Genomic DNA, 26,213 nt, shown 5'->3' with positions numbered 1-26,213 from the left:
GCTTTCCACAAGCCGCCGCCCCGCCCCTATTTCTTCAGCAACGCCTTGAGCATGGCCATGCGCTCCTTGGGATTCATTGCAGCGGTGGCCGCGTCTTCCTGCATGCGCACATCGCCCAGGCCCATTTCCTCGATGAAGCGCGAAGGCTCGCGCACCAGGTCTTCGCGCGCGCGGCGGCGGCGCTTGCACCAGCTCAGGTTCAGGCTGCGCTGCGCGCGCGTGATGCCCACGTACATGAGCCGGCGCTCTTCCTGGATGCGCGAAGCCAGGTTCTCGGCCGCGCGCGCCGGATCGCCGACCTCGTCATCCTTGCCCAGGTGCGGCAGCAAGCCTTCCTCGACGCCCGCGAGGTACACGTGCGGATACTCCAGCCCCTTGGAAGCATGCAGGGTGGACATCTTCACCGCATCGGGCTCTTCTTCCTCGCCGCGCTCCAGCATGGTGACCAGCGCCACATGCTGCACCAGGTCGAAGAGCGTCATGTTGTCTTCTTCGGCCTTGCGCTTGAGCCATCCGGTCAGCTCCAGCACGTTCTGCCAGCGCGTCTGCGCGGGCCGCTCTTCGAACAGCTCGTACAGATGGCGTTCGTACTGGATGGCTTCCAGCAGATCGTCCAGCAGCACGCCCGCGGGCTCGGACGACGCGGCGTCCTTCGCATCGGCCGCGCCACGGCCGGCGCGCCATTGCATGCGGCGGATGAACTCGGTGAAGGTGCGCAGCGGCTCCAGCTGCCGTGGCGCCAGCAGGCTTTCCAGGCCGGTCTCGGCCACGGCCGCCAGCAGCGACAGCTCGCGGCTTGCGGCGTACTGCCCCAGCGTCTGCAAGGTGGCCTGGCCGATGCCGCGCTTGGGCGTGGTGGCCGCGCGGATGAAGGCCGGATCGTCGTCGTCGTTGGCCAGGATGCGCAGATAGGCCAGCACGTCGCGCACTTCGGTCTTGTCGAAGAAACTCTGCCCGCCCGAGATCGTGTACGGGATCTTCAGGTTGCGCAGCGCCTGTTCCAGGATGCGCGATTGATGATTGCTGCGGTACAGGATGGCAAAATCCTTCCACTGCGCCTGGCGCTCGAAGCGCGAAGCCGACACCTTCATGGCGATGGATTCGGCCTCCTGCTCCTCGCCGTCCATGGCCGATACCAGGATGGGTTCGCCCACGCCCAGATCGGACCACAGCTTCTTGTCGAACAGCTTGGGGTTCTTTTCAATCACCTGGTTTGCGGCCGCCAGGATGCGCTGCACCGACCGGTAGTTCTGCTCCAGCTTGATGAGCTTGATGTTGGGGTAGTCGGTGGTCAGCTTGGCCAGGTTCTCGATGGTTGCGCCACGCCAGGCGTAGATCGCCTGGTCGTCATCGCCCACCGCCGTGAACATGGCGCGCGAACCCGTCAGGAGCTGCACCAGGCGGTACTGGCACACGTTGGTGTCCTGGTATTCGTCCACCAGCAGATAACGCACGCGGTTCTGCCAGCGGGTGCGCACTTCTTCGTTGTTGGCCAGCAGCAGCGCGGGGATGCGGATCAGGTCGTCGAAGTCCACCGCCTGGTAGGCGGCCAGCGTGGCGGCGTAGCTGCGGTAGACGTTGGCCGCCTCCACGTCGGCCGGCGTGATGGCTTCGCGCGCGGCATCGTCCGGTTCCATCAAGCCGTTCTTCCACAGCGAGATGATGCCCTGCACGTGGCGCAGGCGGGCCTTGTCGGTCGTGTTCAAGAGTTCCTGGATGATGGCCATGGCATCGTCGGCGTCCAGGATCGAAAACGTCGGCTTCAGGCCCGCGTTGCGCGCCTCCTCGCGCAGCATCTTCACGCCCAGCGAATGGAAGGTGCTGATGATCAGGCCCTTGGACAGCTTGCGATCCACCAGGGTCTTCACGCGTTCGTCCATCTCGCGCGCGGCCTTGTTGGTGAAGGTCAGCGCCACCACGTTGCGCCCCATATAGCCGCACTCGCGCAGCAGGTAGGCGATCTTCTGCGTGATCACGCGCGTCTTGCCGCTGCCGGCGCCGGCCAGCACCAGGCAGGGGCCGTCCAGATACAGCACCGCTTCGCGTTGAGCGGGGTTCATGCCTTGGGCTATAGGTTCGCTGGCGGACATTCGAGTCAGGTGATCATGCATCGCGGCGGCCGCATTGAAGCTGCGGCCAGCAAGCATGAAGCTTGCGGCCGCCCGTCAGCGGGCCGGTAACACGCGAGAAAAAGGGGACGGGCGCAGCCGCCACGGCGGGCCTGCCGCGCCGGCGCGATAGAGGAGAAAGATCATAGAACAATCGGATCGACGGCGCATTGGCCCCGGCCGCAGCCGATCAGATTTCCAGCGGATCGACTTCCAGTTGCCAGCGCACGCGGGCCTCGTTGGCCAGGTACGGCAGGTGGTGCGACCAGGACGCCAGGAAGGCCTGCAAAGCCGGCCGGCTGCTGCTTTCCGCCAGCAACTGGGCGCGCTCGATATTGGCCACGCGCACCACGCGCAGCGGCACCGGGTCGTACAGCATGATGGCGTCCAGGCCTGGAAAATCGGCCGCCCATTCACCCTCGGGCAAGGCCCGCGCCCGCTCCAGGAATTCCAGCGCCACCTTCAGCTCGCGCGCCTCCGCGGTCAGCAGAGCCTGGTAAACGAAAGGCGGCAGGCCGGTGCTTTCCCGCTCGTGCAGGGCATGGCGGGCAAAGCCCGCGTAGTCATGCCGCAGCAGCGCCTGATAGACCGGCTGCTCGGGGTAGTTGGTCTGTATCAGCACCTCGCCGTTGCCTTGATGGCGGCCGGCGCGGCCCGCCACCTGCATCAGCTGCGCGAACAGGCGCTCGGGCGCGCGGAAGTCATGCGCGAACAACATAGAGTCTGCATTCAGCACACCCACCAATCCCAGGCGCGCGAAGTCGTGGCCCTTGGCCACCATCTGCGTGCCCACCAGGATGTCCACCTCGCCGGCATGCACCGAGGCGAACAGCGCTTCGGCGCTGCCCTTCTTGCGCGTGCTGTCGGCGTCGATGCGCAGGATGCGCGCCTCGGGAAACAATTCCGCCAGATGTTCTTCCACCCGCTGCGTGCCGCGCCCCATGGGCGCCAGGTCCTGGTCGCCGCATTCGGGACAAGCGCGCGGCACCGGGGCCTGGTAGCCGCAGTGATGGCACTGCAGGCGATGGCCGCGGCCGTCGGTACGGTGCAGGACGGTAAATGCAGTGCAGCGCGGGCAATTGCTGACCCACGCGCAGGACTGGCAATGCAGCACCGGCGAATAGCCGCGGCGGTTCAGGAAGATGAGGGACTGTTCCTTGCGTTCCAGGCGCTGTCCGATGGCATCCAGCAGTTGCGGCGACATGCCCTGCTTCAGTTGCAGGCGCCGCGTGTCGATCAGGCGCATGGACGGCAGGCTGCTGGCGCGCGCCCGGCCCGGCAGGGTCAGGCGCAGGTAGCGCCCGCGCTCGGCATGCTGCCAGGTCTCCAGGGACGGCGTGGCCGACCCCAGCACTACTGGAATATTCAGGTCATGGGCGCGCCACACCGCCAGGTCGCGCGCCGAATAGCGCAAGCCGTCCTGCTGCTTGTAGGACGCGTCGTGCTCCTCGTCCACCACGATCAGGCCCAGCTGGCTCAAGGGCGCGAACACCGACATGCGCGTGCCCAGCAGCATGCGGGCCTCGCCGCGCTGGGCGCGGGTCCAGGCCTGCAAGCGTTCGCCATCGGACAGGCCGCTATGCATGACGGCCAGACCGTCCGGTCCAACGAGTGCCTCCAGGCGCGCGCGCAGCGCGCCTTCGAGCTGCGGCGTCAGGTTGATTTCGGGCACCATCAGCAACACCTGGCGTCCTGCCGCCAGCACCCTTTCGGCCGCGCGCAGGTACACCTCGGTCTTGCCGCTGCCCGTCACCCCGTGCAGCAACACGGGCTTGAACCCGTCCAGCGCGCCTATGGCGTCCACCGCCTCGCGCTGGGCGTCGTTGAGCTCCGGCGGCTGGTCGGCCTGGGCCGGCGCGCGCGCCGTCTTGCGCTTGCGCCCGTCCAGGCGCGCCACGGGGCCGCCCGCCGAGCGCTTGCCCTGGTAGGCCGTGGGCTTGCGCAGCGGCGGCGGCAGCGTGGGCAGCATCACCTCGCCCAGCGGCCGCTGGTAGTAGTCAGCGGCAAAGCGGGCCAGGCGCAGCCAGTCCTCGTCGAAGGGCGGCAGGTCATCCAGCACCTCTTCGATCGGCCGGATCTGCTTGGGGTCGAAGGACGGCTCCGCCGGGTTGTCCACCACCACGCCGATCAGCTTGCGGCGGCCGAACGGCACGATGACCCGCAGGCCCACCGTCACCGGCGCGTCGCTGCGGTAGTCGAACGGACCCGGCAGGGGCACGTCCAGCGCCACCCGCACCCAGCAGACCGCGGGGGTCGTGTTCGACAGCGTTTCAGACATGGGTGCTAGGACGGAGCATGTAGAAGGATGATCCCGGATGATGCCGGCGCGCTCCATTTTCCGCCTGTGGATAACTTTGGGGAAAAGGCAGGAGCAACATCGGAAATTGGAATTTGACAAGATTGCGCAAACTTGCGAAATCTTGTTGAAAACCCTCATTTCACCATTTAAAACAATGACTTATGAGAGCTTCCGAGATTGTAAACTAGCATCTAAAGGGTTTTCCCCGAGGGCAATCTTGCTGTGCACAAGTGTCCTCAGGGACCCTCCTGCTCCGGCCCTGTAGACCGAAGCGTCCACTCACTTACCCTCGCAGCGAACGGCTGTGCTGGTGGACTTCATCAACCAATTCGGCTACGGCTTCTGGCGGAGTAAAGCGGGATATGCCGTGGCCCAGGTTGAACACGTGGCCGCCCTTGCCGACCGGTCCGAACGCGTCCAGCACGCGCCGCGCCTCGGCACGGATGGCGGGTCCGCCACCGAACAAGGCCATGGGGTCGAGGTTGCCCTGGAACGCGACCGAGTCCCCGGTGCGGCGCCGCGCGGCGGCCAGATCCACCGTCCAGTCCAGGCCCACGGCATCGGCGCCGCAAGCGGCGATCTGTTCCAGCCACTGGCCGCCGCCCTTGGTGAAGACAATGGCCGGCACGCGGCGGCCTTCGTGTTCGCGGGTCAGCCCGGCCACGACCTTGCGGGTGTAGGCCAGCGAGAACTGCTGGAACAGTCCGTCGGCCAGCACGCCGCCCCAGCTGTCGAACAGCATCACGGCTTGGGCGCCGGCGGCGATCTGCGCGTTCAAGTACTGCAGCGTGGCTTCGGCGTTGATTTCGAGGATGCGGTGCAGCAGGTCGGGACGCGCATACAGCATCGTCTTGATCAGGCGATAGTCGTCGCTGCCCTGGCCTTCCACCATGTAGCAGGCGATGGTCCAGGGACTGCCGGCAAAGCCGATCAGCGGCACCTTGCCGTCCAGGTCGCGCCGGATCGTGCGCACGGCATCGAATACATAGCGCAGCTTGTCCATGTCCGGCACTTCCAGGCGCGCCACGTCTTCTTCGGTACGCACCGGACGGGCGAAGCGCGGGCCCTCGCCTTCGGCGAAGTCCAGGCCCAGGCCCATGGCGTGCGGCACCGTCAGGATGTCCGAGAACAGAATGGCCGCATCCAGGTCGAAACGCTCCAGCGGCTGCAGCGTGACTTCCGAGGCGTAGTCCGGGTTCTGAGCGAGGCCCATGAAGGAACCTGCGCGGGCCCGCGTCTGGCGGTATTCAGGCAGGTAGCGGCCGGCCTGGCGCATCAGCCAGATCGGGGTATAGGGCACGGGCTCGCGCAGCAGCGAGCGCAAGAACACATCGTTCTTCAGTACGGAAGCAGACACGACTATCCTCGATGATCGGAAGCCGTGATTTTACTTCCCCTGGCTGACAAGTCGCAGCCAGGCTCTGCGCCGGACTTGCCGGCGCGCAAGCGGGGCGCTTTCAGGGGCAAGGCGGCGCGCGCGGCGCCCCGCCCGCTGGCCGTGCGTCGACCGACCGCCGGCAGGTCCGTCGCTTCAGGCCCCCCGCTCCTGCGCGGCCTGCCGGTACGGCGCCGCCTCGATGCCGTGCTTGCGCATCAGCGCCCAGAACGCCCGCCGGTGCTTGCAGCAAGCCCGCGCCGCCTGCGCCACGTTGCCGCCATGGCGCGACAGCGCAAGCCGGATATAGTCGCGCTCGAAGCCGTCCACCACCCGCGCCTTCGCGATGCGGAAGGATTCATGCGCAGGCCGCGGATGCGGTTTGCGCATGCCCGACAAGGTTTGCTCTACCAGATCCTGTGGCACCCGGGCGTGCAACGCAGCGAGCCTCGGCGCCCCGTCCGCGCCCAGTTCCATCCGCGCCTCGCGATAAGCCGTCGTGGGCTCGCGGATATCCGCCCGCGCCGCGCCACGCCCGTGCGCCGCGCCGGCCAGGCGGCCAAGCCGCACCCGCATGCTTTCCAGGCAGGCCGGCTGCATGATGAAATCCGACGCGCCCAGGCTCAGCAGGTCTTCGATCGCGGGCGCCTTCACATCGGAGATCAGCAACAGCACCGGCGTGCTCAATGCGCTGCCCGCCTGTTGCAGCGCCATGCGCGTCCAGGCGAGCGATGACGGCGCCACCGGCAGGATGCAGCAGTCGTAGCGCCTGAGCGCCACCGCCAGCCGGGCCAGCGCCTGCACGTCCGCTTCCTGGCTGTCGGCCTGCGCGTCGGCGTCGGTCTGCGCGCCTGACACGGCATCGCGCGCCGCCATGCCCGCGGTCGCATAGCGCACCGGACTCAGCGACACCAGATGGAGCCGCACGCGCGTCTGCCTGGCCGGGTGCAGCGCGACCAGATCGCGCATCGGCCCATCATGGCCGGGCGCCAGCAATACCCCGCAATCCAGGACTTCTCGCACGCTTCCCCCTACGCTTGACTAGGAAGATTGAAGGCTACTGTTGCAACCGGCGTGCAGCTATTCGTAGTGATCGCATTGCGGCCCGCCCAAAGGACGGCGGACCTTCACACGGCAATGAAAAAAACAGGCATGAAAAAAGCGGCCCTGAGGCCGCTTCTTTCGATTCCGGGGCGAACCCCGGGGCACAGCTTCGCCGCTTAGTGCGAACGGCCGCCTTGGCGCAGCTTGCGCGCCGCGATGGCTTGCGCAGCCAGCATGGCGAGTTCCGCTTCGACCACGGCGATGTCCGCCTTGTCCTTGGCGTTGGCCAGGGCCTGTTCGGCCTTCTGGCGCGCTTCCAGGGCGCGGGCTTCGTCCAGGTCGGCGGCACGGATAGCCGTGTCGGCCAGAACCGTCACGCTGCCCGGCTGCACTTCCAGAATGCCCCCGGCGACGAAGATGTTTTCCTCGCCTTGGTCGGCACGAACGATCTTGACCGTCCCGGGGCGTATGCGCGAAATCAGCGGGGTGTGGCCGGGCAGAATGCCCAGTTCACCCGCTTCGCCAGGCAACACCACGAACTTCGCCTCACCGGAGAAGATCGCTTCCTCTGCGCTGACGACATCCACATGCAGGGTAGCCATATCGGTTCCTTATTGCAGTTTCTTGGCCTTCTCGAAGGCCTCGTCGATCGAGCCGACCATGTAGAAGGCCTGTTCCGGCAGCGCATCGCACTCGCCGTTCACGATCATCTTGAAACCACGGATGGTTTCGGCCAGCGGAACGTACTTGCCGGGCGAACCGGTGAACACTTCTGCAACGTGGAACGGCTGCGACAGGAAGCGCTGGATCTTACGGGCGCGGGCCACGGCCTGCTTGTCTTCCGGCGACAGTTCGTCCATGCCCAGAATCGCGATGATGTCGCGCAGTTCCTTGTAGCGCTGCAGCGTTTGCTGCACGCCACGGGCCACGGCGTAGTGCTCTTCGCCCACGACTTGCGGGTCGAGCTGGCGGCTGGACGAATCCAGCGGGTCCACGGCCGGGTAGATACCCAGGGCGGCGATGTCACGCGACAGCACGACGGTGGAGTCCAAGTGCTGGAAGGTCGTGGCAGGCGACGGGTCGGTCAAGTCGTCCGCAGGGACGTACACGGCCTGGATCGAGGTGATCGAGCCGGTCTTGGTCGACGTGATGCGCTCTTGCAGCTTGCCCATTTCTTCGGCCAGCGTGGGCTGGTAGCCCACTGCCGACGGCATACGGCCCAGCAGTGCCGACACTTCGGTACCGGCCAGGGTGTAGCGGTAGATGTTGTCCACGAAGAACAGGATGTCGCGGCCTTCGTCGCGGAACTTCTCGGCCATCGTCAGGCCGGTCAGCGCCACGCGCAGACGGTTGCCCGGGGGTTCGTTCATCTGACCGAACACCATCGCAACCTTGTCCAGAACGTTCGACTCTTCCATTTCGTGGTAGAAGTCGTTGCCTTCGCGGGTACGCTCGCCCACGCCGGCGAACACCGACAAGCCGCTGTGCTGCTTGGCGATGTTGTTGATCAGTTCCATCATGTTGACGGTCTTGCCCACGCCGGCGCCGCCGAACAGGCCGACCTTGCCGCCCTTGGCGAACGGGCAAACCAGGTCAATAACCTTGATGCCGGTTTCCAGCAGTTCCACCGACGGCGACAGCTCGTCGAAACGGGGAGCCGCTTGGTGAATGCCACGCTTTTCGTCGTGCTGGATCGGGCCGGCTTCGTCGATGGGACGACCCAGCACGTCCATGATGCGGCCCAGCGTGCCGGTGCCGACGGGCACCGAGATCGGGGCGCCCGTGCCGGTGACCTTCATGCCGCGGCGCAGGCCGTCGCTGGAGCCCAGCGCAATGGTACGCACCACGCCGTCGCCCAGCTGTTGCTGCACTTCCAGCGTCAGACCCTTTTCGGCGAACGAGGAACCCTCGTCGGCCAGGGTAAGCGCTTCGTAGATCTTGGGCATTTGATCGCGGGGGAACTGAATATCCACCACGGCGCCGATGCACTGAACGATGGTTCCGTTGCTCATGTCGATTCCTTGCTTGATAGCTTTTGACGGGATGCTGCCTGCCTCAAACGGCGGCAGCGCCCCCTACGATTTCCGAAATTTCTTTGGTGATCGCGGCCTGACGGGTCTTGTTGTAGACCAGTTGCAGATCGCCGATGACCTTCTTGGCGTTGTCCGACGCCGCCTTCATGGCGACCATCCGGGCCGACTGCTCCGAAGCCATGTTCTCGGCCACGGCTTGGTACAGCAGGCCTTCAACGTAACGCTGCAGCAGGTCGTCGATCACGCTACGGGCGTCGGGTTCGTAGATGTAATCCCAGCTGTAGTCCGACTTCACTTCCGAGGTCTTGGCCAGGCTATCAGCGCCCGTCTGGTACGGATCATCCAAACCGCTGGCCAGAGGCAGCAGGCGCAAGAACAACGGCTCCTGCTTCATCGTGTTGACGAAGCGGGTCGAGGCCACGTACAGCGCGTCGATGCGGCCTTCCAGGTAGGCGTCCAGCTGCACCTTGATCGCGCCCAGCAGGCGGTCGAGTTGCGGCTTGTCGCCCAGTTGCACTTCCTGGGAAACCAGTTTGGCGCCGATGCGGGTCAGCACGCCCACGCCCTTGTTGCCGAAAGCGGTCGCTTGCACGGCGATGCCGTTCTTCTCGAACTCTTTCAGCTTGCCCAACGTCACGCGGGTGATGTTGGTGTTCAAGCCGCCGCACAGGCCCTTGTCGGTCGTGACCATGATCACGCCGACCGCCTTGACTTCGCGTTCGACCAGGTACGGGTGGCTGTACTCGGGGTTGGCCTGCATCAGGTGCGCAGCAATCTCGCGCACCTTGGTGGCATACGGACGGCCAGCACGCATCCGCTCCTGCGCCTTGCGCATCTTGGATGCGGCGACCATTTCCATCGCCTTGGTGATCTTGCGCGTGTTTTGCACGCTCTTGATCTTGGTTCGGATTTCCTTAATTCCGGGCATTGCGCTTTCCTGTGAAGACTGGCCGATGGGTTCCGCTGGCGCCTCATCCATCCGGGAAGGATGGGTGAGGCGTCGCGGACGCCTAACCCATCACTTTCTTAAAAAGCACCGTGCTTCTTGAATTCCTGGATGGCGGCGGCCAATTCGGCTTCGTCATCCTTGGACAGTTCCTTGGTGTCTTCGATGCGCTGGATCAGGGCCGCATGCTTGGCCTTCAGTTGATCCTTCAGCGACTTCTCGAACGACAGCACTTGGGCCACGTCCACTTCATCCAGGTAGCCGTTGTTGACCGTGTACAGCGTGACGGCCAGTTCCCACACTTGCAGCGGCTGGTATTGCGGCTGCTTGAGCAGTTCCACCACGCGCTTGCCGCGTTCCAGCTGGCGACGGGTCGCGTCGTCCAGGTCGGAAGCGAACTGCGCGAAGGCGGCCAGTTCACGGTACTGCGCCAAGTCGGTACGGATACCGCCGGACAGCTTCTTGACGACCTTGGTCTGAGCAGCGCCACCCACACGCGACACCGAGATACCGGCGTTGATTGCGGGGCGGACACCGGCGTTGAACAGGTCGGTTTCCAGGAAGATCTGGCCGTCGGTGATCGAGATCACGTTGGTCGGAACGAAGGCCGACACGTCGCCTGCCTGGGTTTCGATGATCGGCAGCGCGGTCAGCGAGCCGGTCTTGCCCTTGACGGCGCCGTTGGTGAACTTCTCGACGTACTCTTCGTTCACGCGGGCAGCGCGTTCCAGCAGGCGCGAGTGCAGGTAGAACACGTCGCCCGGGTAGGCTTCACGGCCCGGCGGACGGCGCAGCAGCAGCGACACTTGGCGATAGGCCCAGGCTTGCTTGGTCAGGTCGTCATAAACGATCAGGGCGTCTTCGCCGCGGTCGCGGAAGTATTCGCCCATCGTGCAGCCGGCGTAGGCGGCCAGGTACTGCATGGCGGCCGAGTCGGAGGCCGAAGCGGCCACGACGATGGTGTATTCCATCGCGCCGTGCTCTTCCAGCTTGCGCACCACGTTGTTGATCGTCGAAGCCTTCTGGCCGATAGCGACGTACACGCAGGTGACGCCCTTGCCCTTCTGGCTGATGATCGTGTCGACAGCGACGGCGGTCTTGCCGGTCTGGCGGTCGCCAATGATCAGTTCGCGCTGGCCGCGACCGATCGGCACCATCGAGTCGATAGCCTTGATGCCGGTTTGCAGCGGCTGCGACACCGAGCGGCGGGCGATAACGCCAGGCGCCACTTTTTCGATGATGTCGGTGGCCTTGGCGTTGACCGGGCCCTTGCCGTCGATCGGCTCGCCCAGCGTGTTGACCACGCGGCCTTTCAGTTCGGGACCGACCGGAACTTCCAGAATGCGGCCGGTCGTCTTGACCTGGTCGCCTTCGGAAACGCCGGTGTAGTCGCCGAGAATAACGGCGCCGACGGAATCACGCTCGAGGTTGAGCGCCAGACCGAAAACGTTGTTGGGGAATTCGAGCATTTCGCCCTGCATCACGTCGGACAAGCCGTGGATGCGGGTAATACCGTCGGTCACGGACACGACGGTGCCCTGAGTACGGACATCAGCCGAAGCGCCCAGGCCCTCGATGCGGCTCTTGAGCAGTTCGCTGATCTCGGAGGGATTGAGTTGCATATTGACTCCTGGAATCCTGTTAGTTGCCTTAAGCGGCGAGCTGATCGCGCATGCGGGCCAATTGGGCTTGTACGGAAGTATCGAGCACCTGGTCACCGACGGCCACGCGCACGCCGCCGATCAGCGACGGATCAACGGTGACGCTGGGCTTGAGCTTGAGGCCGAATTTTTGTTCGAGCGCGCTGACCAGTTCTTTGACCTGGGCATCGCTCATTTCGAACGCGCTGGTAATTTCCGCCTGCGCCGTGCCGTCGTGACGATTCCGCAGCACCGCGAATTGCGCGGCGATGTCGGGCAGCAGCAGCAGCCGGTCGTTTTCGACCAGCAGCTCGATGAAATTGCGGGCGGCTTGAGGCAGTTCGGCCTTTACCAGGCCGGAGAACAGCTCGACGCGCTGCTTGTCGCCCAGACGCGGGTCGGCCATGGCCTCGCGCACGTCGGGGTTGGAGGCGACCTGAGCCAGTTCGCTGACCAGATCGGACCAGGCCGGCAAGCCGGCGCGGTCGTCGCGCGCCGCGCTGAAGAGCGCTTCAGCGTAGGGCCGGGCAACAGTGGAAAGTTCAGCCATGACGGTCCCGGATTAAAGCTGCGCGCGGAGCTGGTTGAGCAGCTCGGCGTGTGCGCGGGCGTCAACCTCGCGCTTGAGGATCTGTTCAGCACCCTTGACGGCCAGCGCAGCGACGTCGTCGCGCAGCAGGTCGCGGGCGCGCTGGACTTCCTGCGCGGCATCCTGGGCAGCCTGCGCCACGATGCGGGCGCGTTCGGCTTCCGCTTCACGGCGGGCCTGCTCGATCAGGGAGGCGGCTTGCTTCTCGGCCTCGATGATGCGGGCGTGGTTTTCGGACTTGGCAGAAGCCTCGATCAGACTGACGCGCGCCTGGGCTTGAGCCAAATCGGCTTTGCCCTTCTCGGCGGCGGCCAGGCCGTCGGCGATTTTCTGGCGGCGCTCGTCCATCGCCTTCGTCAGGGGAGGCCACACGAATTTCATCGTGAACCAGCCAAGAACGAAGAACACGAGCATCTGGAAAATGATCGTCGCGTTCAGATTCACGGTCGTTCCTTTAACACCTTGCGGCTCCGACCGCACCCGGAAAGGGGCGTCACGGAGCACTCGATACTTTGCTAGTCGGCGACGGAGCTTGCACCCACATCGCCGCCAGCGTCATGACCCGCCTTTTCGCCGGCGGGCGGTGCCTTAGCCGACGAACGGGTTGGCGAAGGCGAACAGCATGGCGATACCCACGCCGATCAGGAATGCCGCGTCGATCAGGCCAGCCAGCAGGAACATCTTCGTTTGCAGAGCGTTCATCAGTTCAGGCTGACGAGCCGAGGCTTCCAGATACTTGCCGCCCATCAGTGCGATGCCGATGCAAGCGCCGATAGCGCCCAGACCGATGATAAGACCGCAAGCGAGGGCAACGAAAGCGACGTTGGTCATGACAACTCCTTGGTTAGAAATCTGAAGTCAAAAATTGAAAAATAAGGGGTACTGCTCAATGCAAGATAATCTTGCTATCCCATGCTGGCCGGGTGGCCAGCATGGGAAATTCGGGGGATCAGTGGCCTTCGTGAGCCTGGCCGAGGTACACCAGCGTCAGCATCATGAAGATGAAGGCCTGCAGCAGAACGATCAGGATGTGGAAGATCGCCCAGATGGAGCCGGCCAGGATGTGGCCGATGCCCAGGCCGATGCTGGCGCCGTTGAAGCCGGTCCAGGCGCCGCCCAGCAGGGCGATCAGCATGAAAATCAGTTCGCCGGCGAACATGTTGCCGAACAACCGCATGCCCAGCGACACGGACTTGGCGGCGTATTCGATCAGGTTCAGCAGCAGGTTGAACGGGGCCAGCACGATGGCGCCGATGCCGTGCGCGTGGAACGGCGCGGTGAACAGTTCCTTGACGAAGCCGCCCGGGTGCTTGATCTTGATGCCGTAGTAGAACATCAGCAGCAGCACGCCCAGCGACATGCCCATCGGCACGTTCAGGTCGGCGGTCGGCAGAATGCGGTGGTAGTAGAGCGGATCGCCGTGCTCAGCGCCCAGGCCGGTCAGGCGCCAGATGGAGGGCAGCAGGTCGACGGGCAGCAGGTCCAGCGCGTTCATCAGGATGATCCAGAGGAACACGGTGAGCGCCAGCGGGGCAATGAAAAGACGGCTCTTGGCGTTGTGGACGATGCCCTTGGCCTGGTCGTCGACCATGTCGACGATCATTTCCACGAAGGCCTGGAAACGGCCCGGCACGCCACTGGTGGCGCGGCGCGCAGCGCGCCACAGGAAGAAAATGACGATCAGACCCATCAGGCCCGACCAGAACAACGAGTCGTAGTTGATGATGTCGAACTGAGCGATAGCGCTCTGTTTCTCACCCGTATTGTTCAGATGCACCAGGTGGTGCTGAATATACGCGGACTGAGGCGACACGTCGCTGGCAGCAGCCATTTGAATCCTACCCTATTTGCTGTGCCCGGCCCTTGCGAACCGGACGATTCCACGATTTCGTTTGCCGTAAACCTGCTCGGCGCTATGACAACTTGCGGAACATCAAGAGCAGGAGATAGCCCTTCAATGTGAGTATCAGACCGAGCAACGCGGCAGGCCATACGAGGCTATCCTGCGTCACACGCGAAAGCAGCCACAACAGCAGCGCCGTTGCGAACAACTTGATCAACTCACCAGAGAGAAAGGTAAAGGGACTGGCCTTACCGGCCCGTACGCTGACAGCCAGGCGCAATGCGAACAACGCATTGGGAATGAAATACGCTCCCGCCCCCGCCAGCGCCGACCAACCTGCCGCCGCCCCTCCGACAACCCCCGCAATTACTGCTGCTGCGAGCCCCATGGCACCTTGCGCTGCCAATGCCAACAGGAGCCCGCGGCTAGCTTGAGCATTCAGCGCCGCGCGATCCGCGTCACTGAGAACCAGAACTTTATCCGTCATGTCGTGGTCAAACATTGCTTGCTGCTGACCCTGACCGTCAACCGGACCCTGCCGCACTTCATGCTGCATGGAGTTCTGTTGCATCAAACTTCCTCGCTTTGCTTCTTTGCCCCTATCAGAACCGGCGCGTCTCGCTGCCCGTAGCTGCCCCCATAGCCGGCGCCAAGTCGTTGATTTCAAAAGGCTCATCAACACCGTGCCCGCTACTTGTCAGCCGCTACGTGTTCTTATCCCGCAAGCGTCAAACCCGCAGAGTATAGCGTGATTCTTTTTACCCTAGCAAATGAACTTTCGGCCGTTTGTAAGGCGCAAACAACGCTTGGATCGGCCGAAATTAGGGACGCGAATCACCCCTCGCAGCATGCTGCGCAAACCCTGCTCAATGAACCGCGGCCTCCGTCATGGAGGCCGCGCTTTATACCATCAAACCAGGATCAATCCTCCTTGACCGGCGGCGGCGCCCACAGTCCGTCCAACGCCGTATCCTGCGGCGAGTACAGGCGCATGCTGAGCAGGAACGGCGCATCGGCGGCCGGGGTGGCGATCCAGTTCGAGCGCTTGCGCTCGCCGGGATCGCGGCGCTGGATGTAGATGTCCAGCGAACCGTCGGCGTTGTACTTCAGGCCATCGGTGCTGCGCAGTACGTAGCGGTTGGCCGGATTGTCGGCGAAGCCGTGCTTGTCGTCATAGACGTGCAGCGACCAGAAAGCGTTGACCGGCGGCAACTGCCCCTTGTCGAAGTGCAATACATAGTCTTCATCGGAATTCAGCGCGCGGCCCTTGGAGTCGGACACCGTGACCGGGTACAGCACGTCTTCCGGCGTCGGCGCGCCCAGGCCGGCATAGGCGATGGCGGCGCGGCGCGTGTAGTCGGTGCCATAGGTACCGATGCCGGACAGCACGGTGCTCCAGCCGTTCATGAGAGTACCCAGGCGCGACACGCCATCAGCGATGCGCCGGCCGGCCAACGGCTGGGCCTGCGCCAGCGCCTGCTGCACGGCCGGACTCAGGCGGCCATACGAGAACGGCTGGCGGCTGTCCAGGCCGATGCGGCGCATGCGGTCCAGAATGGGCGTGTCGTTGGCGTGCGGCGGGTTGTTGCGCATCACGTCGAAGAACAGCGTGAAGAACGAGGCGGCGTCCATGCCGGCCGCCTGTTCGGCCGGCGTGCCGTCGGGCACCGTCACGGGCATAGGCGGCGGCAGGTCGCTGCCGATCGGCGCCGAACCCACGCCGGGCCCCGTTTGCGGATAGGCGCTGCGGGAACCGCGGTTGGCAGCGGGCCTGGCGAGCACGGGCGCGGCCATCGGGCTGGCGGTCATGCCGGCCTGGATCTGATTGACGGCCGCGTAGTCCTGCGGACCGCCCGCCTGGGTCCAGCCGATCAACCAGCCGGTGGCCGTAGGGCTGTGGATCACGTCCATGCCGGGGGGCACGCTGCCCTGCCAGCCTGGGCCGACGATGGCGAACGACTGAGCGCCGTTGCCGTTGGTGCGCGTGCCGCGCGAGGCGAATACGTCGCTCCACATGTCCAACGCCGACAACACCATATAGCGGTCGCCGGTCGCGGGCAGGTTCACGATCAGCGGGGCGCGCGACACGTCGAACCAGAGGCTGGAATAGAGCGCGTCGGCGCTGGGCCAGGGCACGTCGCCCGCGCGCGGATCGGGGAAGGCGGCCTTGTGGCCGAACTGGTTCACCGGCGCCTTGCCGTCCAGCGGCGTCTGCACGGCGGTGGCCTTGCGGCGGGCCAACTCCATCAGCACCATCGGATAAGCATAGACATAGGCGTCGATGGCGATGTCGCGCAGCTCTTGCTCGCTCATCTGCGCCGCGGGCGCGGAGGCGGCCGGGTACGGCGTCTCGGACACCAGGCGCAAAGTAGGCCGCGGCGATTGCGCCTGGGCGGCGGTGACGAAGCAGGCGCTCAGTGCGCCAGCAAGGACCGCGGCGGACCAGCGGCGGGTAGCGATGGATGTACGCATGCAAGGCTCCTTATTGATTTTGTCTGCAAGCGAGCCGCCGCGCCGGGCTTGCCAGTTCGGGCAAGCCTCTCTGGCGCGGCACCTCGCGGTGACGCTTTTTCAGGATAGGGCCGAACTCTGCAACAAGGTGCTGCCGAACCGTTTCAAGGCGCAACTCCGCTCATGGGCCTGGAAGCGCGCAAAAAAACGCGCCCTGGGAGGGCGCGCGGGGCGGATCCTGGTGCACCCGGACAGGCCGCCCGGGCGTAACAAGGATTAACGGTGTTTGAAGTCCGGTTTGCGCTTCTCGGTGAAGGCGGCCATGCCTTCCTTCTGGTCTTCGGTCGCAAACAGCGAATGGAACACGCGGCGCTCGAACAGCAGGCCTTCGTTGAGCGAGCCTTCGAAGGCGCGGTTGACGCATTCCTTGGCCATCATGACCGACGGCAGGGACATGGAGGCGATGACGGTGGCCGCGTCCATGGCTTCTTCCATGAGCTTGTCGGCCGGAACCACGCGCGACACCAGGCCAGCGCGTTCCGCTTCCTCGGCGCCCATCATGCGGGCGGTCAGCGCCAGGTCCATGGCCTTGGCCTTGCCCACCGCGCGCGGCAGGCGCTGGGTGCCGCCCGCGCCCGGAATCACGCCCAGCTTGATTTCGGGCTGGCCGAACTTGGCGGTGTCGGCGGCGATGATGATGTCGCACATCATGGCCAGTTCGCAGCCGCCGCCCAGGGCGTAGCCGGCCACGGCCGCGATCACGGGTTTACGGATGCGCTTGAGGGTTTCCCAGTTGCGCGTGATGTATTCGCTGCCATACACGTCCATGTAGGACCAGTCTTTCATGGCGCCGATGTCGGCGCCCGCGGCGAAGGCTTTTTCGCTGCCGGTGATGACCACGGCGCCGATATCGGCGTCCGCTTCGAACGCCAGCAGGGCCGCGCCGAGCTCATCCATCAGTTGATCGTTCAAGGCGTTCAGGGCCTTGGGACGGTTCAGCGTCAGCAGGCCGACGCGGCCCCGGGTTTCGACCAGCACAAACGACTCGCTCATTGATGTCTCCGAATAAGTATGAAAGTAAGATATGGCCATGGAAAAAGACTACGCTTTGCCGCTACTTTACCGCCTCGCGCCCCATGATCCGGCCGGACACCGCTACCGGATAACCCTAAGCATCGCCGCGCCCTCCCCCGACGGCCAGCGCCTGTCGCTGCCGGCCTGGATTCCGGGCAGCTACCTGATCCGCGATTTCTCGCGCCAGATCGAATCGCTGACGGCCTATTCGGGCACGCGGCGCGTGCCTGTCGAGAAGATCGACAACCACACTTGGCAGGCCGCGCCCTGCGAGGGTCCGCTGCGGGTGGAGTACGAGGTCTACGCCTGGGACCTGTCGGTGCGCGGCGCGCATCTGGACGAAACCCACGGCTTTTTCAACGGCACCAGCGTGTTCCTGCGCGTGCATGGCCAGGACCATCTGCCCTGCCTGGTGGACCTGGCGCCGCCGCGCTCGATCCAGGGCTGGAAGGTCTACACCAGCCTGCCTGAAGCGCGCGGCCACAAGGGCGCCGCGCGCCGCCACGGTTTCGGGCTGTACCTGGCGCCGGACTATGACGCGCTGATCGACCATCCGGTGGAGATGGGCACGCCACAGGTTTCGAGCTTCGTGGCGCATGGCGCCGAACACGAACTGGTGTTCACGGGCGTTGCACCCAATCTGGACCTGGCACGGATCACGGAAGACGTGCGCAAGATCTGCGAAACGCAGATTGCGTTCTTCGAGCCCCGCAGCAAGCGCGCGCCGTTCCTGGACAGCTCGGACCGCTATGTGTTCATGACCATGGTGACGGGCGACGGCTATGGCGGCCTGGAGCATCGCGCCAGCACCGCGCTGATGACGGCCCGCAAGGATCTGCCGGTGATGGGCCAGCAAGGCCAGGGCGAAGGCTATCGCGGCTTTCTGGGCCTGGTAAGCCATGAATACTTCCATACCTGGAACGTGAAGCGGATCAAGCCGGAAGCCTTCGTGCCCTACGATCTTTCGCAGCCCGATCTGACGCGTCTGCTGTGGGTATTCGAAGGCTTCACGTCCTATTACGACGATCTGCTGCTGTTGCGCTCGGGCGCGATCACGCAGCCTGACTATCTGCGGCTGCTGGCCAAGACCATCACCAGCGTGGCGCGTACACCGGGCCGGTTGAAGCAGTCGGTGGCGGAGAGCTCGTTCGATGCCTGGACGCGCTATTACAAGCAGGATGAAAATTCGCCGAACGCGCTGGTCAGCTATTACACCAAGGGCGCGTTGGTGGCACTGGGACTGGATCTGCTGATCCGCCGGGAAACGGGTGGCGCGCACTCGCTGGATGATGTGATGCGCTTGCTTTGGAGCCGCTACGGACGCGATTTCTATCAGGGCAAGCCGCAAGGGTTGCCGGAAGATGGACTGCCGGCGCTGATTCGTGAAGCCACTGGCGTGGATACGCGGCGCTTCATCGCGCGCCATGCCTATGGGACGGCGGATGTGCCGCTGGCGGAGTTGCTGGAGCCGCAGGGCATCAAGCTGCAATGGAAGACGGCGGCCAATATTCCTTCGCTGGATGTGCGTACGCGCAAGCAGGGGGAATCGCTGGTGCTGGCGACAGTGCTGGAGGGCGGCGCGGGGCATAAGGGCGGGTTGTCCGCCGGGGATGTGCTGGTGGCGGTGGACGGCTTGCGGGTGGATGCGCCGGCGGGGTTGGAACTGTTGCTGGCGCAGTACCGGGTGGGGGATCGGGTGACTGTGCATGTGTTCCGGCGGGATGAGTTGAGGGAGTTCCGGGTGCGGTTGGGTGCGCCGGAGGCTTTGGATTGTGTGTTGACGGGCTGAGTGCTTTCTTTGTTCGTCTTTGGGGGCCGTCTATTTGGGACGGCCCTTTTTGTTTCTTAAGGCCGCCTGGCGCGGCGGCCCGGCCGGTGGCGCGGGGCAACGATTGCGGTCCGGAGCGTTCGCTCCGGACTTCCCCTGCGTCATCCTCGTCCGCCTTCGGCTCCCTACGGATTCCCTTGGGCTTATCGACGCCCCGCGCCACCGGCCGGGCCGCCGCGCCAGGCTGTGCTGTCTGAATCTCGGCGGGCGCTGGGAAGAGTTGCTTGCTTGGGGTTCTCGCCTCGGTCTGGGTGGGTGGCGAGATCTTGCGGGGTTCGCCCCAGGGCGGCCGCGCGGGCGGCCTTCTGGGGCTTATGCGGTGTCTTGCGATTGGTGATGGCGCTGCGCGCAGCAGGGGGCTGGCTTGCTTTGACTGTCTCGCAGCGCATGCGATGGCCGCATGGTCGTCATCATTCGTCTTTCATCTGCGCCGCCGTCTGCAGAAACGTATCCAGCGCGCGTCTCCTGCCTTGCCGGCGCGTGACGGCGTAGACCATGGCGCGGGAGATGTCGGCGGGCAGCGTGCAAACGGCAATGCGGTCGGTTGCATGGCGGCATGTGGAACGCGGCACCAAGGCCACGCCCAGACCCGCGGCGACCAGAGCCAGCTGGGCCGGGACTTCGGCGACGGTTTGCGCGGCGGACAGGGGCAGGCCAGCGCGGGCGCAGGTTTCGGCCAGCGTGCGGGCGAAGGCGGAGGTGTCCTGGCGCAGCATGACGAAGGCCTCGCCGGCGAGGTCGCCGAGCGCCAGCCGCTTGCGGGCGGACAGAGGGTGGCCCTTGGGGAGCACGGCCACGACGGGATCGGGCCATAGGGGCATGGACTGTAGTTCCTCGTCATCGACGGCGGTGCGGGAGATGCTGACGTCGATGCGGTGGCCGCGCAGCGCGTCCAGTTGCGCGGCGGGGTTCATTTCGTTGAGCAGGACTGAGACCTGGGGGTGGGAGGCCTTGTAGCGGGCGATCAGCGCGGGAACCGGGCCCATGAAGTGCGAGCCGGACAGGCCGACCTCGATGCGGCCGGCCAGGCCCTGGTCCACGGCGCGGGCTCGGACGGTGGCGTCCTTCAGGCTGGCGAGGAGCGCGCGCACGTCGTTGAGAAAGGCTTCGCCGGCTTCGGTCAGGGTGACGCGGCGGTTGTTGCGGTCGAACAGCTTGACCTCGAGTTCGCGCTCCAGCTGCGCGATCTGGAGGCTGAGCGGCGGTTGCGAGATGTGCAGGCGCGCGGCGGCCCGGGTGAAGTTCAGCTCTTCGGCCAGCACGGCGAAATAACGGAGTTGGCGGATTTCCATGGCGGCCAGTTATTTGGGAAAGATATCAAACCAGATAAAAACTATATTGGAAAATATCGTTCCCGGCGACCAGAATAAGCCTTGCCGATAGAGCACACGACAAACATCCGGGGACCTGCCATGAGACCAGCGCTCACCGCCGCAGGCACTGCCACCGGCTGACATCCGTATTCCGCATTGCCGGGTTCCCGCGCGCCGCCGCGGGCCGGCCCTCTTACGCCTTTCGAGGAGCATCGCCATGACCGCATCCCCCCGCGCCCTGCGCATCGGCCAGATCGTCCCCAGTTCCAACACCACCATGGAAACGGAAATCCCGGCCATGCTGCGCCTGCGCGAGACCATCGCGCCGGAGCGTTTCACTTTCCATTCCAGCCGCATGCGCATGAAGCAGGTGACGGCGGCGGAACTGGCGTCGATGGACCGGGAGTCGGACCGTTGCGCACAGGAACTGTCCGATGCGCGCGTGGACGTGCTGGGCTATGCCTGCCTGGTGGCGATCATGAGCCAAGGGCTCGGCTATCACCGCGTCTCGCAGGAACGCCTGCACCAGGCCACGGTGGACAACGGCGCGCCGGCGCCGGTGATCTCCAGCGCGGGCGCGCTGGTGGAGGGCCTGCACGCCATCGGCGCGCGCAAGGTCGCTATCCTGACGCCCTACATGAAGCCGCTGACCAAGCTGGTGGTGGACTACATCGAGAACGAAGGCATCGAGGTGCAGGACAGCCTGTCGCTGGAGATTCCCGACAACCTGAAGGTTGGCGCGCAGGATCCGATGGCGCCCGCCAGCCACGTGGAACGCCTGAACACGCGCGGCGTGGATGCGGTGGTGCTGTCCGCCTGCGTGCAGATGCCGTCCCTGGCGTCGATTCAGCCGGTGCAGGACCGCCTGGGTCTGCCGGTGGTGACGGCGGCCGCGGCCACCGTCTATCGCATGCTGAAGGTGCTGGACCTGGAAGCGCGCGTGCCCAACGCGGGCGAGTTGCTGACGGGCAAGTACTGAAGCTGCGCGGCGCGCCCTACTTGCCCAGCGAAAGGATTTCGTTGGCGTTGACGATGGCGCCCGCGATTTCTTCAGTAGTGACGCGCTTGTTCATGGCCTGCTCGCGGATCAGGTCGTAGGCCTGGTCCTCGGTGACGTTGCGCGTGCGCATGAGGATGCTCTTGGCTTCCGCGATGCGGCGCACGCCCAGGAGTTTTCCCTCCAGCTTGCGCAGGCGCCGGGCATGCGACTTGATGTCGTCGTAGACCTGGCGCGCCACCACCAATGAAGACAACAGGCCGAACGAGCGCACGGGCGAAGGCAGCACTGCTTTCGCGCCGATGCGCAGCACGGCCTCGACGATGGTCGGATTCTCGTAGGTGACGATGGCGATGACCATGGGCGCGTCTTCGCTCTTGGCCCATTCGAAGCCCAGGTCGATCACATCTGGCCGCACGGCCAGGAACACCGCGTCCAGCCCTTCGGGCAACGTGGGCGCCGGAGGCCAGAAGGTCTGCACCTGACAGCCGATCCGTTGCAGCTGCTGCGTCAGTTGGCGGCCGTCGGCGTCGTCGGGATGATAGACGGCGATCCGCAGCGTACGCAGGTCCTTGAGCAGGGATGGCGTCGCGCGCTCCGCGCGCTGGCGGCTGGCGGTATCGCCCATCAGATGTCCAGCGAGCTCAGGGTGGCCGTCCAGTCGCCCAGCGAATGGGTGACCAGGTACGGATCGGGATGCACGGGCCGCGTGGCCTCGCGCACGATGGTGAACTGGCCCTTGCCGTTGACCCGGCCGACGCGCGGATACAGGCAGGTGTGGTGGTTGGTAGGGTCGATGCGCACGCGGCCCTGGGGCGCCTGGAATTCGCTTTGCAGCACGCGCGGCAGGATCTGCGCAATCTCGTCGGTGCCGGTGTCGCGGAAAGCGTTGGCGAAGATGTGCATCTGGAAATACGCCGCTTCCCAGCAGAGATTGGGCACGCAGTCATGCCCGAAGCGCCGCCGCAATCGTTCCAGGCAGCGCCGGTTGATGTCGGAATCGATGGATTGGAAATACGGCGCGGACGTGAAGTGGCCGGCGGCGACCTCGGGCTCCATCTGGGAGATCTCCGCTTCGGACGTCGTCAGGCTGGCGATGGGCATGGTCTTCGGATCGAAGCCCGCGTCCGCGTAGGCGCGGTACAGGCAGGCCGTGGAATTGCCCACCACCGTGGAGAAAATGAAGTCCGGCCGCTTGTTGCGGATGTCGTCCAGGATCTCCCGGTAGTCGCGTTCCGTCGCGGTCAAAGGCACGTAGCGTTCGCCCAGCTTGGCGCTGTCCTGCCGCTGCAGCACGAGTTCGCCCATGATGCGGTTGGACTCGTAGGGATAGATGTAGTCCGAACCGATCAGGTAGACCCGCGCGCCGAAGTTGGCGGTCATGAATTCGGCCAGTTGCACGCTGTTCTGGTTGGGCGCGGCGCCGGTGTAGATGATGTTGTTCGAAAACTCGAACCCTTCGTACAGCGTCGGGTAGAACAGCAGGCGGTTCCATTTCTCGACCACCGGCAGCACGGCCTTGCGGCTGCTGGACATGTAGCAGCCGAATATGACGTTGACGCGGTCTTGCGTGATGAGTCTTTCAGCCAGCACGCTGTAGGTGGCGGGGTCCGATCTCGGGTCGTAGCGCACCGGCACGATCTCGCGGCCGTCGACCCCGCCCGCCTCGTTGATCTCGTCGATGGCCAGCAAGGTGCCATGCAGCTGGGACCGGCCTATGGTCGATGTGGCACCTGTTTCGGAAAACAGCACGCCTACGCGGATAGGATCTTTGTTTGCCATGATCGGGAGGCCCGCTGGCGCGGACATCCATCCTTTGTCGAGTTCATCAGTTTCAGCACAGCCGCAGCCGCCGTCAACACGTGGATTCCTGGGGTGGTCATGGCGCGGTCCTGGCATAGGCGCGAACCAGCGCCTGCGGCAATGCCGCCGGGTTCGTCACGATCCGGTAACCGCGAAAGCCGAACATCGCGCGCAACTGCGGTTCGGCCTGCGCGTCCAACGCGACGCAATGCACGCTGACGCCTCGCCCGCGCAGTTCCAGCACCGCCTCGCGCGCATCGTCCACCAGATAGCGCGGGTCATGCACGTCGACATCGGAGGGTTCGCCGTCGGTGACGACGATGATGGCGCGCCGCTCTCCCGGCGCCTGCAGCGCCAGTGCGCCGGCATGCCGCAGCGCCGCGCCCAGGCGCGTTGAATAACGGGCCTGGGCGCCGCCTATGCGGCCCAACGCCGCCGCGACCGGGGCGCCGGATTCAAGCAGGCGGTAGTAGTACACCGCCGCCCGCGTGTCCGAACAAAAGCCGTGCACGGCGATCAGGTCGCCTTCGCCTGATGTGGCCTGCGCCAGCAGCATCGCCGCCCGCTTCTCCAATTCCAGCACTGTCGCCCCTGCGTCGGACGCCAGGTCGTTGGCCGAGGCCGACAGGTCCAGCAGCACCAGCGTGCTGCTGGCGCAGGGCTGGCTGCCCGGGCGCATGAAGAAGCGGGCGTCGGGCGCCAGGTCCAGGCGCCGGTCGATCAGGACCTCGATCGCGGCGTTCAGGTCGATGTCATCGCCCTCCCATTGGCGCCTCAGACGGCGCGCGCGGCTCAGGCGGCGCGACTGCGGCAGGGCCAGGCGCTGCGCGGGTCCGGCGGGCGCGGGCGGCGGCATGCCGGTCCAACCCGGCAGCTTCTCGATCACGGTGCACCAGTCCGGCCGGCTTCGGTCCAGCTTGTAGTCCCATTCGGGATAACGGTAGCGTCCCAGTTCCGTTGCGCTGGCCGCTCGCGCGGGCTGCTCCTGGCCTTGCGGCGCGGCGTCGCGCCGCTCGGGCGCCACACCCTGCGACCCCAGGGTCAGCTCAGGCGGCGGCTCTGCCGCGTCGCCGTAGTCCCACAGATAGGCGTTGTCGTCGCGGTAGGGCACGGGTACGGCGTACTGCTGTGGATTGAAGCGCACCCGCATCTGGCCCAGGTCATTCGCCAGCACCGACGCCAGGCGACGGAAGGCCGCCGTGTCACGCAGGTCGGCGGCCTGCGCCTCGAACAACGTGCGCGCCTTGTTCACCCAATGGTTGTCGTCGTGCAGCGACGGATCCATCAACAGCCGGCTCATGCGCTGGATCAGGGCCGCGAATCCCAAGTCCGCCGGATCGGGCGGCGGCGGCACGAAGGGCAGGAACCAGCGCCGCACGCCGGGATAGTCGGCCGCCAGCAACCGCTCCACCCGCGCATCCTCGATGGCGGATACCACCGCCACGCCCATGGGCTTGAGGCTCAGTACCGGCTGCGCCGCTGGCGAGTAACGCAGATGGGCGGCCGCATGCGCCACCGCCGCGCGGTACAGCGCCCAGCGGTCGGCGCCGTCCAGCACGGTGTAGCTGTCCGGCACCAGCAGGTGCGAGGGCGCGAGGATGGGGCGCGACGGCGGGCCGTCCAGCGCCGGACGCCGCAAGGCTTCGACCGCCATGCCCCTGCCCGACAGGCCGCACAAGAGCCACGCCAGCCTGGCCTGCGCGGCTTCCAGTTCCGGCGCGCCTGCTTCGCCGTTCAAGGCCTCGCGGGCGTAGGCGTCGCGCAGTTGGAAATATGCGCGCAGAGGACCGGGCTGGCGCTCGTAGCGCCGCAGGCCCGCCAGCATCCAGCGCCCCAGCCCGCCGGCCGTCAACTTCGCCATCAACTGGTCGAACCGCTCTGCCACCGCGGCGGCGCAATCGGGGTCTTCGCCGTGCAGCGCGTCGATCCAGCGCCGCGCTTGGACCGCCTGGTCCTCGCCGCTGCGCGCAGCCAGCCGGCGCAGTTTGTCATCCAGCGTCCCGGCCAGGCCTGCGCCGGCGCCGGCCCCTTCCCCCGCGGACAGGACGGCTCGCATGTTCATTCCAGGTTCGCGTCGACCAGCGCCCGCAGCGCCGCGGCCATGTCGGGGTCGTCGGTCAGCGCGCGCGTCATCGTCATGTCGCAGCTCTCGGCGGGGCTGACGCCGTCGCGGATGAGGATGCCGGCGTAGATCAGCATGCGGGTGGACACGCCCTCGTCCAACCCATGGCGCTTGAGTTCGCGCGAACTGTGCGCGATGCGCACCAGCCGCTGCGCCAAGCCGGTGTCTATGCCGGCCTCGTGCGCCACGATCTCCGCTTCGCGCCCGGGCTCCGGATAGTCGAAATCCAGCGCCACGAAGCGCTGCCGGGTAGAGGGCTTGAGATCCTTGGCGCTGCTCTGGTAGCCGGGGTTGTAGGACACCACCAGTTGGAAGTCGGGATGGGCCCGCACCACCTCGCCCTTCTTGTCCAGGGGCAGGATGCGCCTCGCGTCGGTCAGCGGATGGATGACCACCGTAGTGTCCTGGCGCGCTTCGACGATCTCGTCCAGGTAGCAGATGCCGCCATGGCGCACGGCCTGCGTCAGCGGGCCGTCGTGCCATGCGGTGCCGTCAGCGTCCAGCAGGTAGCGGCCCACCAGGTCGGAAGCGGTCATGTCCTCGTTGCACGCCAGCGTGACCAGCGGGCGTCCCAGCTTCCAGGCCATGTACTCAACGAAGCGCGTCTTGCCGCAACCGGTGGGGCCCTTCAGGATCATGGGCAGCCGGTGCGCGTACGCATGTTCGTACAGCGCGGTTTCCCGCCCGGAGGGACGGTAGAAGGGTTCTTGCGCAATCCGGTAGGTTTCGAGCGGAGACGGCACGGTTC

At 65.5% G+C, this 26,213-nt stretch carries 23 protein-coding genes; 3 read left to right on the top strand and 20 right to left on the bottom strand.

The genetic code is table 11. From position 1 onward, the window contains the following. Window positions 1–26 precede the first annotated feature (26 nt). From IB268_RS02170 to IB268_RS02105, 14 genes are all read right to left on the bottom strand, one after another. The gene (locus IB268_RS02170; RefSeq protein WP_192330505.1) at window positions 27–2,090 is read right to left on the bottom strand and encodes a UvrD-helicase domain-containing protein; all 2,064 of its coding nucleotides are present in this window, start codon (window positions 2,088–2,090) and stop codon (window positions 27–29) included. Between the two features lie 208 nt (window positions 2,091–2,298). Then, a complete protein-coding gene (locus IB268_RS02165; RefSeq protein WP_054455181.1) occupies window positions 2,299–4,386 on the bottom strand; it encodes a primosomal protein N' in 2,088 nt (695 codons plus the stop codon). Between the two features lie 304 nt (window positions 4,387–4,690). After that, a complete protein-coding gene (hemE, locus tag IB268_RS02160) occupies window positions 4,691–5,764 on the bottom strand; it encodes a uroporphyrinogen decarboxylase (RefSeq protein WP_054455182.1) in 1,074 nt (357 codons plus the stop codon). 174 nt (window positions 5,765–5,938) lie between these two features. Further along, window positions 5,939–6,751 carry a helix-turn-helix domain-containing protein gene (locus tag IB268_RS02155; RefSeq protein ID WP_054455884.1) on the bottom strand — a complete coding sequence of 271 codons (813 nt, stop codon included), beginning with the start codon at window positions 6,749–6,751 and terminating at the stop codon, window positions 5,939–5,941. Between the two features lie 251 nt (window positions 6,752–7,002). Continuing rightward, a complete protein-coding gene (locus IB268_RS02150) occupies window positions 7,003–7,428 on the bottom strand; it encodes a F0F1 ATP synthase subunit epsilon (protein ID WP_013391134.1) in 426 nt (141 codons plus the stop codon). 9 nt (window positions 7,429–7,437) lie between these two features. Next, a complete protein-coding gene (gene atpD / locus IB268_RS02145; protein WP_054455184.1) occupies window positions 7,438–8,838 on the bottom strand; it encodes a F0F1 ATP synthase subunit beta in 1,401 nt (466 codons plus the stop codon). Between the two features lie 43 nt (window positions 8,839–8,881). After that, entirely contained in the window at window positions 8,882–9,787 is a 906-nt protein-coding gene (gene atpG, locus IB268_RS02140; protein WP_054455186.1) for a F0F1 ATP synthase subunit gamma, read from the bottom strand. A 98-nt stretch (window positions 9,788–9,885) separates the two neighbouring features. After that, on the bottom strand, window positions 9,886–11,427 hold the full coding sequence (gene atpA, locus IB268_RS02135; protein WP_054455187.1) for a F0F1 ATP synthase subunit alpha: 1,542 nt from the start codon (window positions 11,425–11,427) through the stop codon (window positions 9,886–9,888). A gap of 28 nt (window positions 11,428–11,455) precedes the next feature. After that, the gene (locus tag IB268_RS02130; RefSeq protein WP_054455189.1) at window positions 11,456–11,995 is read right to left on the bottom strand and encodes a F0F1 ATP synthase subunit delta; all 540 of its coding nucleotides are present in this window, start codon (window positions 11,993–11,995) and stop codon (window positions 11,456–11,458) included. Window positions 11,996–12,007: 12 nt separating this feature from the next. Next, a complete protein-coding gene (locus IB268_RS02125; RefSeq protein WP_013391129.1) occupies window positions 12,008–12,478 on the bottom strand; it encodes a F0F1 ATP synthase subunit B in 471 nt (156 codons plus the stop codon). 144 nt (window positions 12,479–12,622) lie between these two features. Continuing rightward, entirely contained in the window at window positions 12,623–12,865 is a 243-nt protein-coding gene (gene atpE / locus IB268_RS02120; protein WP_003815363.1) for a F0F1 ATP synthase subunit C, read from the bottom strand. 118 nt (window positions 12,866–12,983) lie between these two features. Beyond that, window positions 12,984–13,865 (bottom strand): F0F1 ATP synthase subunit A, encoded by an 882-nt coding sequence (gene atpB, locus IB268_RS02115; RefSeq protein WP_054455191.1) that lies wholly within the window; start codon window positions 13,863–13,865, stop codon window positions 12,984–12,986. A gap of 82 nt (window positions 13,866–13,947) precedes the next feature. Next, window positions 13,948–14,364 (bottom strand): ATP synthase subunit I, encoded by a 417-nt coding sequence (locus IB268_RS02110; protein ID WP_367648175.1) that lies wholly within the window; start codon window positions 14,362–14,364, stop codon window positions 13,948–13,950. A 434-nt stretch (window positions 14,365–14,798) separates the two neighbouring features. After that, the gene (locus IB268_RS02105) at window positions 14,799–16,349 is read right to left on the bottom strand and encodes a DUF1254 domain-containing protein (protein ID WP_175212787.1); all 1,551 of its coding nucleotides are present in this window, start codon (window positions 16,347–16,349) and stop codon (window positions 14,799–14,801) included. Here IB268_RS02105 and IB268_RS02100 point away from each other — a divergent pair. Next, window positions 16,348–16,608 carry a hypothetical protein gene (locus tag IB268_RS02100; protein ID WP_119452131.1) on the top strand — a complete coding sequence of 87 codons (261 nt, stop codon included), beginning with the start codon at window positions 16,348–16,350 and terminating at the stop codon, window positions 16,606–16,608. The two genes, IB268_RS02105 and IB268_RS02100, sit on opposite strands and share 2 nt — an antisense overlap. Here IB268_RS02100 and IB268_RS02095 read toward each other — a convergent pair. Continuing rightward, window positions 16,605–17,381, bottom strand: coding sequence for an enoyl-CoA hydratase (locus IB268_RS02095; RefSeq protein WP_054455195.1), 777 nt, complete (start codon window positions 17,379–17,381; stop codon window positions 16,605–16,607). The two genes, IB268_RS02100 and IB268_RS02095, sit on opposite strands and share 4 nt — an antisense overlap. Window positions 17,382–17,412: 31 nt before the next feature. On the opposite strand from IB268_RS02095, the gene IB268_RS02090 reads away from it, so the two are divergent. Beyond that, window positions 17,413–19,191 carry a M61 family metallopeptidase gene (locus tag IB268_RS02090; protein WP_370539839.1) on the top strand — a complete coding sequence of 593 codons (1,779 nt, stop codon included), beginning with the start codon at window positions 17,413–17,415 and terminating at the stop codon, window positions 19,189–19,191. A 449-nt stretch (window positions 19,192–19,640) separates the two neighbouring features. Here IB268_RS02090 and IB268_RS02085 read toward each other — a convergent pair whose 3' ends face one another. After that, window positions 19,641–20,522, bottom strand: coding sequence for a LysR substrate-binding domain-containing protein (locus tag IB268_RS02085; protein WP_054455200.1), 882 nt, complete (start codon window positions 20,520–20,522; stop codon window positions 19,641–19,643). Window positions 20,523–20,760: 238 nt separating this feature from the next. Here IB268_RS02085 and IB268_RS02080 point away from each other — a divergent pair, with 238 nt between their 5' ends. Next, window positions 20,761–21,522 carry an aspartate/glutamate racemase family protein gene (locus tag IB268_RS02080; RefSeq protein ID WP_054455202.1) on the top strand — a complete coding sequence of 254 codons (762 nt, stop codon included), beginning with the start codon at window positions 20,761–20,763 and terminating at the stop codon, window positions 21,520–21,522. 16 nt (window positions 21,523–21,538) lie between these two features. Here the strand turns inward: IB268_RS02080 and IB268_RS02075 are convergent, their stop codons facing one another. The 4 genes from IB268_RS02075 to IB268_RS02060 form a co-directional block, all read right to left on the bottom strand. After that, window positions 21,539–22,168, bottom strand: coding sequence for an ANTAR domain-containing response regulator (locus IB268_RS02075; RefSeq protein WP_054455204.1), 630 nt, complete (start codon window positions 22,166–22,168; stop codon window positions 21,539–21,541). Next, window positions 22,168–23,322 carry a transporter substrate-binding domain-containing protein gene (locus IB268_RS02070; RefSeq protein WP_054455892.1) on the bottom strand — a complete coding sequence of 385 codons (1,155 nt, stop codon included), beginning with the start codon at window positions 23,320–23,322 and terminating at the stop codon, window positions 22,168–22,170. The genes IB268_RS02075 and IB268_RS02070 overlap by 1 nt, the downstream gene beginning before the upstream one ends. Before the next feature lie 97 nt (window positions 23,323–23,419). Beyond that, complete coding sequence (locus tag IB268_RS02065; RefSeq protein ID WP_225591285.1) at window positions 23,420–25,399, bottom strand: nitric oxide reductase activation protein NorD; 1,980 nt, start codon at window positions 25,397–25,399, stop codon at window positions 23,420–23,422. Window positions 25,400–25,401: 2 nt separating this feature from the next. Beyond that, the gene (locus IB268_RS02060; RefSeq protein WP_054455209.1) at window positions 25,402–26,208 is read right to left on the bottom strand and encodes a CbbQ/NirQ/NorQ/GpvN family protein; all 807 of its coding nucleotides are present in this window, start codon (window positions 26,206–26,208) and stop codon (window positions 25,402–25,404) included. Between the last annotated feature and the right edge of the window lie 5 nt (window positions 26,209–26,213).

Source organism: Achromobacter sp. ACM01 (genome assembly GCF_014851745.1).
GTDB lineage: Bacteria > Pseudomonadota > Gammaproteobacteria > Burkholderiales > Burkholderiaceae_B > Achromobacter > Achromobacter aegrifaciens.
This window is presented reverse-complemented; position numbering and strand designations above follow the sequence as displayed.